Source organism: Candidatus Aminicenantes bacterium (genome assembly GCA_026393795.1).
Classification (GTDB): Bacteria; Acidobacteriota; Aminicenantia; order UBA2199; family UBA2199; genus UBA2199.
Window position 1 is genome coordinate 1 of record JAPKZL010000306.1, and the last position, 7659, is coordinate 7659.

The window sequence follows — 7659 nt, forward strand, 5'->3', positions numbered from 1 at the left end:
AAATTCCAATAAAATTCAACTTATCTTGTTGACAATACACCATTTATGATGTATTATTAATTTGTGAAGGGCAAGGATGTGGTGAAAGTATTGAAACAGCACGGCTGGAAAATAGTACGGGTTAAAGGCTCGCATTTCATGATGGAAAAGGACGGCCTGGTCGTGCCGGTTCCCTGCCACAAATGGGACATGGGCATCGGCCTTCTAAAAGAGATATCCAAAAAAACCGGAGTCTCATTGCCCTGACCCAGCAGAGCTGGATAAGAGCCTTAGATAACAAATTCAAAATTTGTTCTAAAGAGCTAACAAATTTTAGAATTTGTTATAAGGCTCTAAGGAGGAAGCATGGTTATCGAATCGTTTGAGCCGACCGCGGTTTTTCGCAAAACCAAGGATGGCAGTTACTTCACTTTCTGCCCGGAAGTGGCTGGAGTGGCCAGTGAGGGTCACACTCTAGAAGAAGCCCGAACCATGATCAAAGAAGCTTTGGAAGGAGTAATCGAAGTTGTTCTGGAGCGGGATTTTCCCGATTATTTCAAGGCGGCCGGTAAAAAGATTTTACGTGGAGATATTGTTGAGAAAATAGATATTGATAAGAAACTCCAGGTTGCTGTTTCCATCCGCATGGCCCGTGAACGCGCCGGCTTAACCCAAGCCCAATTAGCCGAAAAACTGGGCATTAAACAACAACATATATCCCGTTATGAAAAAGGAATCGTGGTGCCTTCAGCCGACCGTTTCCTGCAGTTGTTCGAAATTCTAAAACCAATACTGACTCACTGATCACCAAGTAGGGGCGACCGGCCGGTCGCCCTTACATCATTCAACACAGCAGGAAAATTACCATCCACGTTTCAATAAAGTTCATTTTTGAGACGCGACCCTGAAGCTTTTCCTGAACGAGTTCACCGGATCCGTCCCCTTTGCCCACCTGGACATCGCCGGCACGGCTTTCCTGAGCAAGCCCGGTTTCTGGCTGGCCGCCGAAGGGGCGACCGGATTCGGCGTGCGCCTGCTGGTCGAATATCTAAAAAATCTAGCCTAAATTTTATCTCAGCCAATTTGACATTTATTTAATTTTGGGTAGATCATCTCCATATTGAGGCGCAAAATGGAAACGAGGCGGCAGCACCCTTGCAATTTGATTTCCTCTCTGCTATTTTAAAACCGCAGGCAGGAGGAGCCATGGAGCGCCTATTCACCGTTCATTCCCTGGTGCGGAATTTTGTTTACCAGGGCAAGCGCTACGAAGAGGTCAAGATCAACTGGTTCGTCCTGGAAAGAAAGCAAAGCCTCGTCCCCTTCGAGGCGGCCATCCAGGAATACGTCCAGCTGGATGAAAAGGAACGGGCTTTTCCCGAGGAATACGTGAACGAACAGTTCAGCCGGGAAGAAGCCGAAGCGCTGAAACAATACCTGGACCGCCAGCCGCTGACCACGACCCTGATCGAAACCATCGAACTCCCGGTTGCAGCCAACGCCAGCGGCTGCCGGCGGTTGAGCGCCAATGCGGGCGGAGGCGCCTTTCTGCCCCTTTACAAAGGGAAGGGCTATTCCCTGCCGTTCAAGGTGGAAGGATACTTCAGCGTCCGCTTCGCCGAGCCGGTGGTCAGCGGCGACGACCGGGCCACCGTGATCAACCGCCGGCCCTAACCGTCCGGCGCCGGCCATCCCGCGCAATTAAATTGACAAATCGCGATTTTGATACTATATAATTCGTGCACATGGAAAAATTCGTCGAAGTGAACGTCGTCGGCCTGATCATGGATCAGATCTCCAAGTCCCCGGTCATGGTGCTGAAACCGCTCCACGACAAGAAGATCATTCCCATCTGGATCGGCATGGCCGAAGCCAACTCGATCGCCCTAGAATTGGAGAGCATTCCCTCGCCCAGGCCCATGGCCCACGACCTGATCACCTGCATCATGGGCAACCTGGAAGCGGTCCTGACCAAGGTCATCATCACCGGCATCGTTGAGAACACCTATTACGCCGAGTTGTACATTGAGAGGGAGGGCCGGATCTGCACCATCGACTGCCGCCCTTCGGATGCCGTCGCCCTGGCCCTGAAAAACGGCGTCAAGATCTACGTGTCCAGTCAAATCCTGGAGACATCGGTACTGACCGACGTATTTTCCAGCCTGCTCAACCGCGAGGAAAAGATCGACAGCTGGTTCAATTCACTGACGCCGAACGATTTCGGCGAGATCGAACAATAAGGCTCAGCGGCGCTTGGCCTGGTCCCAGAGGGCGTCCAGTTCCGCCAGGGTGGTAGCGCGGATGTCGCGGCCGCTTTTTTTCAATTCCGCCTCCATATGGCGAAAACGGGCGGTGAATTTCTTGTTGGTCCGCGCCAGGGCGAACTCCGGGTTGACCTTCAGCAACCGGGCCACGTTGGCCACGGCAAAAAGGAGGTCGCCGATCTCATCTTCGAGCTCGGCGGCGCCGCCAGCTCGGATTTCGGCGCGTAGTTCGCCGATCTCCTCGTCGACCTTGGCAAAGGCCTTTTCGGCGTCGCCCCAATCGAAGCCGACCCCGGAAGCCTGCGAGGCAATGCGGTTGGCCAACAGCAGCGCCGGCATGGTCAACGGATAATCGGAAATGACGCTCTCCTTGTTCTTTTCGGCGATCTTGATCTTCTCCCAGTTTGCCTTGACCTCATCGGCGCCGTTGACTTTGACTTGGGCAAAGATATGGGGATGGCGGCGAACCAGCTTCTCGCTGATGGTCGCGATCACGTCGCGGATGGAAAACTTCTTTTTCTCCTCGGCCAGGCGCGCCAAAAAAACGATCTGCAGCAGCAGGTCGCCCAATTCCTCCTTGATTTCCTCGTCCTGGCCGCCGTCGATGGCTTCGACCAGCTCATGGGCCTCTTCCAGGACGAATTCCTTGAGGGTCTGCGGGGTCTGGGCGAGGTCCCACGGGCAGCCCCCGCGCGGGCGGCGAAGCTTCCGCATGATCCGTACCAGTCCGGTAAACTCTTTCATCTATGTTCCCTTGCAAAAATGATGATCCGCAACCATCATAGCGGGAATCGCCGCGGATGGCAAGGGGATGGATTATTTGTGTTGCCCCCGCGGGGACAGACAAATCAGATTCGCCAAAGTCGGCGAATGATTTGTGCTGTTTGAAGAAATTTTTTGCTTGTGATATTATAATTTGCAAAAAGAAGCATGGACAAGGGAAACCGGTATCCGGAAAAACGCGATATCCGCGCCATCGTCATCCTTCTGGCCACCCAGGCCATGATCCATCTGGGGGAAATCGCCGATCCCCTGCACGGCCAGAAAGCCGTCCAAATCGAGGGCGCCAGGTTCTACATCGACCTGCTGGCCGAGCTGCAGCGCACCACCTGGGGCAACCTTCAGCAAGAAGACGCCGCCTTCATCGGTGACACCTTGGCCAACCTGCAGAGCATCATCGGCAAAAAAGACAAGAAAGAGCCATGAGCAAAAAATCGCTCCTGCTGCTGACCGCGCTGCTGTTCTTGGGCTCGATTTCCCGGGCGGCTGTCAACCCCTGGAGCAACCTCAAGAAAATCGTCTTCTACGATTCGAGCGGCGATATGGCCGCGGTCAAGGAAAACCTGGAGCAATTGGACGCCCAGGGGCTGGTCCCCGCCGAAAAGCTCGAACTGCAGCAAAAGCTCAACGAACTGGGCGACCGCTATTTCCAAAAAAAGAATTTTCCCCTGGCCCAAGCGTTCTATCAGAAGATCCTGCAGATTTCCCCCCAGAATGCCTGGCCGCTCTTCAACAAGCTGGAAAAGATCAGCCGCCTTCAGGGGAACTGGCTGTGGAATTTCAAGAACGTCTGGCGCCAGTTCTGGCTGGTCGGCAAAGATTTCAGCGGCGCCTTCCTGCTGCTCAACACACTTTTCAACGTTCTTTTCTTCTCCAGCCTGATGCTGTTCTATATCACCACCGTCGCCATGTTCTTCAAGTATTTCAAGCTGGTAACCCACGATTTCCTCCTGAGCGCGGACAACCGCATCCAGTTCGGAAAGTTGGCGCTGCTGCTGGCCCTGCTGCTGTGGCCGCTGGGACTCCTGGGCGGCTGGGGGTACTATCCCTTCCTGTTCTGCGGCTTCATGTGGCCTTATTTCAAGCACGAGGACCGGGTCAATACCAAGCGCATCGTGGGCATCCTCCTGGCCATGACCCTGCTCAACGGTTTCAACCATTACCTCGAGCAGAGCCTACAGAGCTCCGGTTTCCAAACCGTCCAGAGCGTTTACTCCGGGCAGCTTTTCCCCGAGTCACGGTACAATCGCTTCGACAACGAAATGAAGGTCATGCAGGCGTACGCCTACTACAACCAGCACAAAGCGGACACGGCGCAGGACATTCTCCAGGCCACCGGCAGCGGCTATCTCTCGACGATGAAGCTGAACCTGCTGGGAAACATCTATTTTGATAAAGGCAACATGGCCCAGAGCATCCAATTCTACCGTCAGTCGCTGAGCATCGACAATCGCAACCGGGTAACGCTGAAAAATTTCGCCCTGGCGCTGCTGAAGAACAATGACCCCGATTTGTTCAGTTTCTACCTGAAAAATTATCCGGAGATTCAGGAATATAAAAGCAAGCCCGCCATTCCCCAGACAGCCGACCTTCCAAATGCCATCCTGTGGAAGCGGCTGCTGAATTTTTCCTGGCAGGAATTTCATATCTGGAATTTCGTATCCAACCTCGTCATCGAATTCTTCAAATTCCCGATCCTGCTGGCCTGCCTGCTCATGCTGGTCTACACCACCCTGCTCAAAAAGCTGGCGCCGCACCTGGGCCAGAGCACGTTCTGCAACAAGTGCGCGAAAATAATCAAGAAAAAGTCGATCGAGCAGGCGCACCCCCTGTGCGAGGATTGCTACCAGCTATTCCTGATCAAGGACCCCATCTTCCTGGAGGCCAAGATCATCAAGGAAAAGGAAATCAGCCGCAGGATCCACTTTCAATACGCCCTACACCTGGTCGCGTCGCTGTTCATCCCGGGTTATTGCCTGAATTTCAAGGACCGGAGCAAGGCCTTCACCTTCGCCTGCCTGGCTTTCGTCAACGTCTTCGGCCTGTACGTGTTCAACGCCCTGACCTTCAAAAGTTTCTTCGGCACCGTGCCTATGTTCATCGATTTTATCGGCATGCTGGCCATTGTCCTCTACCTGTCCATCAATGCCTTTTCATTGCGGGGGATCGACCATGGCTTTTAAAGGAACCCTGCGCGAATTCAAGGTACCCGACATCCTGCAGCTGATTTCGCTGCAGAAAAAAACGGGCATTCTGACCTTCAACAGCGTGGAGGGTTTTATCACCCTCATCTTCGAGGAGGGCTGCATCGTCGGTATCGACGCCTTCCCCAAGAAGCTGGAGATGCGGGTGGGCAACGTCTGCGTCAAGCAGGAAATCATCAGCGAAGAAATGCTGCAGCGAGCCCTGGCCATCCAGAAGCGCACCAACCAGAAAGTGGGCGAAATCCTGATCGGCATGGGGCTGATCGACGAGAAGATCATCCCCGAAATGCTCAAGATCCAGGCTATCCAGATCGTCCTCTCGCTGTTCAATTGGAAAAAAGGCGAATACAATTTTAAGATCCTCGACCACATCAACAAGGACCTGAGGCTGTTCAATCCCATCGCGGTGGATACCCTGATCATGGAAGGGGTGCAGATGCTCGACGAATGGCCGCTGATCAAGAAAGTGATCCCCAACGAAGACATCGTCTTCGAACCGGTCTACCTGGGCAGCAAGAAAATCGAACTGGTGTCCGAATTCGATGATGACCGGAGTTCCAAGGACGACAACATCATCTTCCTATCCGAAATCGAACTGAACCTGCTCAAGTACATCAACGGCAAGAACAAGGTCAAAGACCTGGTGGAAATGGGCTTGTTTACCGAGTACAAGATCTACAAGAAGCTCTTCAACCTGTTCAACAAGGGGTTGATGAAGAAGAAGGAAAAAACCGAGATCCAGGAAATTCAGGAACGGAAGCTGTCCGAGGATCGTGATTTCAGCAACCGCAACAAGCTGCGTCGGCTGTTCAATTTTTGCATGATCGTGCTGGCCCTGACGCTGCTGCTTACCTTTTTCGCCCCCTTGCGGCCGGTCTATAAAAAAAACGGTTTGCTGAAAATCCAGTTTTTCCAGCAATATCTGCGCCTCTCGCCGCCGGTGCATTAGAGCGGATGAAGTTCAGGACCCGCCTGGAAAGAACCAGCGGCGCCAGCGCGGTCGCCATCGGCAATTTCGACGGTTTCCATGCCGGGCATGAAAAGATCGTGGCCACCCTGGCCGCAACTGCCCAACGCGAAGGATTGCTGTCGGTACTGCTCTCCTTCCATCCCCATCCCCGCCTTTTCTTCCACCAGCCCATTTGCCTGATCAGCACCGACGCGCAACGGCTCGATGTCCTGCGCCGCCAGCCGCTGGATTACCTATTTTTCATCGATTTCGCCCGCGTGGCTGACATCCCGGCCGCCACCTTCGTCAACGACATCCTACTGGACAAGCTGCGCATGCAAACGCTGATCATCGGCCAGGATTTCCGCTTCGGCCGCGGGCGCGAGGGAGACCTGGCCTTCCTGCGCCGGCAGGCGGCCAAGGCTTCTTTCACCGTCATGCAGGCGCGGACCGTTCGCCGGGATGGCTTTCAGGTCGGCAGCTCGCTGATCCGCAAAAAATTGGCGGCCGGAGCGGTGGAGGAGGCCAACCACATGCTGGGCCATCCCTATGCCATCGAGGGCATCGTCGAAAGGGGGGCCGGACGCGGCAGCAAGCTCGGTTTTCCGACCCTCAACGTCTCCACCGCCAACCAGATTCTCCCGGCCGGCGTTTTTCACACCGAGACGCGGATCGGCCGGCAACAATTCCCCTCGCTGACCAACATCGGCTCGGCCCCGACGTTCGGCGCGACAGCGGACACTGCCGCAGCGCTCAGGATCGAAACCCATGTCCCCCATTTTCAGCGCATGGTCTACGGTGAAAAGGTGACCATTTCCTTCATCCGCAAGATCAGGGCCGAGATCCAATTCGCCTCCAGCCAGGCCCTGCAAGAACAGATCCGCCGCGACGTCACCAGCCTGGGCATTTGACATCGGGCCGCTTTTTTGCTAAAGTTTAGGCAAGACACGCAACCGCCCATTCAGGAGTCATCACCATGGATCACGAAACAGTCGGCCAGCCGCAACCGGCCAATGAGTATGTGTATGTGAGAGTAGCTTCGGAACCGCGCGAACCGGAAAGAATAACAGTCACCTCCCATGCGGTTTCTTTTCTCCCTGCGGCGCGATCGAGATCATCCTGCGCCTCCTTTATTTGTCTCTCAATTTTTTCGAGTTCAGATTCCTTCGAAAGTTTATCTTGATAAGCTTTCTGGATACTCTTCCCTATAGCAGCGGACATATTATGCACATCTGCCATAGTCTTTAACTTCGCCTTGGTCTGTAACTGCCAGAACTGAATCTGTGTGTCCAGGCCGCGGATCGTCGCTTGAAGGTTCTTCCGCGCCTCTTTCAGTTTCTCAAGCTGTTTCATGAGATTTGCGATCTTCTCATCATTCTGGCGGCTTACCTGTCGCCAGTTTATATCATCGATTTTCATTTTCGAATCATTGGCTATGCGGACCACCAGAGAATCCGGATCGGCCTGTCCAGGGAGTATGATG

11 protein-coding genes are annotated in these 7659 nt (G+C 54.0%); 9 read left to right on the top strand and 2 right to left on the bottom strand.

Annotated features, from left to right (window positions below; all coding sequences use genetic code 11):
• Window positions 1-63: 63 nt before the first annotated feature.
• From NTW95_15000 to NTW95_15020, 5 genes are all read left to right on the top strand, one after another.
• Entirely contained in the window at window positions 64-246 is a 183-nt protein-coding gene (locus NTW95_15000; GenBank protein MCX6558714.1) for a type II toxin-antitoxin system HicA family toxin, read from the top strand.
• 99 nt (window positions 247-345) lie between these two features.
• Window positions 346-783: a type II toxin-antitoxin system HicB family antitoxin gene (locus NTW95_15005; GenBank protein ID MCX6558715.1), complete on the top strand. Its 438-nt coding sequence runs from the start codon at window positions 346-348 to the stop codon at window positions 781-783.
• A gap of 112 nt (window positions 784-895) precedes the next feature.
• On the top strand, window positions 896-1045 hold the full coding sequence (locus tag NTW95_15010) for a hypothetical protein (protein MCX6558716.1): 150 nt from the start codon (window positions 896-898) through the stop codon (window positions 1043-1045).
• 140 nt (window positions 1046-1185) lie between these two features.
• Entirely contained in the window at window positions 1186-1653 is a 468-nt protein-coding gene (locus tag NTW95_15015) for a hypothetical protein (GenBank protein ID MCX6558717.1), read from the top strand.
• 71 nt (window positions 1654-1724) lie between these two features.
• Window positions 1725-2219, top strand: a complete 495-nt coding sequence (locus NTW95_15020; GenBank protein ID MCX6558718.1) for a bifunctional nuclease family protein — start codon at window positions 1725-1727, stop codon at window positions 2217-2219.
• Between the two features lie 3 nt (window positions 2220-2222).
• Here the strand turns inward: NTW95_15020 and mazG are convergent, their stop codons facing one another.
• Entirely contained in the window at window positions 2223-2987 is a 765-nt protein-coding gene (gene mazG / locus NTW95_15025) for a nucleoside triphosphate pyrophosphohydrolase (protein ID MCX6558719.1), read from the bottom strand.
• A gap of 186 nt (window positions 2988-3173) precedes the next feature.
• Between mazG and NTW95_15030 the strand changes: the two genes are divergently transcribed.
• Genes NTW95_15030 through ribF form a run of 4 tightly spaced genes read left to right on the top strand, consistent with a single transcriptional unit; the run spans window position 3174 to window position 7087 of the window.
• The gene (locus NTW95_15030; GenBank protein ID MCX6558720.1) at window positions 3174-3449 is read left to right on the top strand and encodes a DUF1844 domain-containing protein; all 276 of its coding nucleotides are present in this window, start codon (window positions 3174-3176) and stop codon (window positions 3447-3449) included.
• The gene (locus NTW95_15035; GenBank protein ID MCX6558721.1) at window positions 3446-5206 is read left to right on the top strand and encodes a tetratricopeptide repeat protein; all 1761 of its coding nucleotides are present in this window, start codon (window positions 3446-3448) and stop codon (window positions 5204-5206) included. Before NTW95_15030 ends, NTW95_15035 begins: the two co-directional genes overlap by 4 nt.
• Entirely contained in the window at window positions 5196-6176 is a 981-nt protein-coding gene (locus NTW95_15040; GenBank protein MCX6558722.1) for a DUF4388 domain-containing protein, read from the top strand. Before NTW95_15035 ends, NTW95_15040 begins: the two co-directional genes overlap by 11 nt.
• A gap of 5 nt (window positions 6177-6181) precedes the next feature.
• A complete protein-coding gene (gene ribF / locus NTW95_15045; protein MCX6558723.1) occupies window positions 6182-7087 on the top strand; it encodes a riboflavin biosynthesis protein RibF in 906 nt (301 codons plus the stop codon).
• Window positions 7088-7157: 70 nt separating this feature from the next.
• Here ribF and NTW95_15050 read toward each other — a convergent pair.
• Window positions 7158-7659: DUF4140 domain-containing protein (locus NTW95_15050; protein ID MCX6558724.1), on the bottom strand; the 502-nt coding region annotated here is incomplete at its 5' end.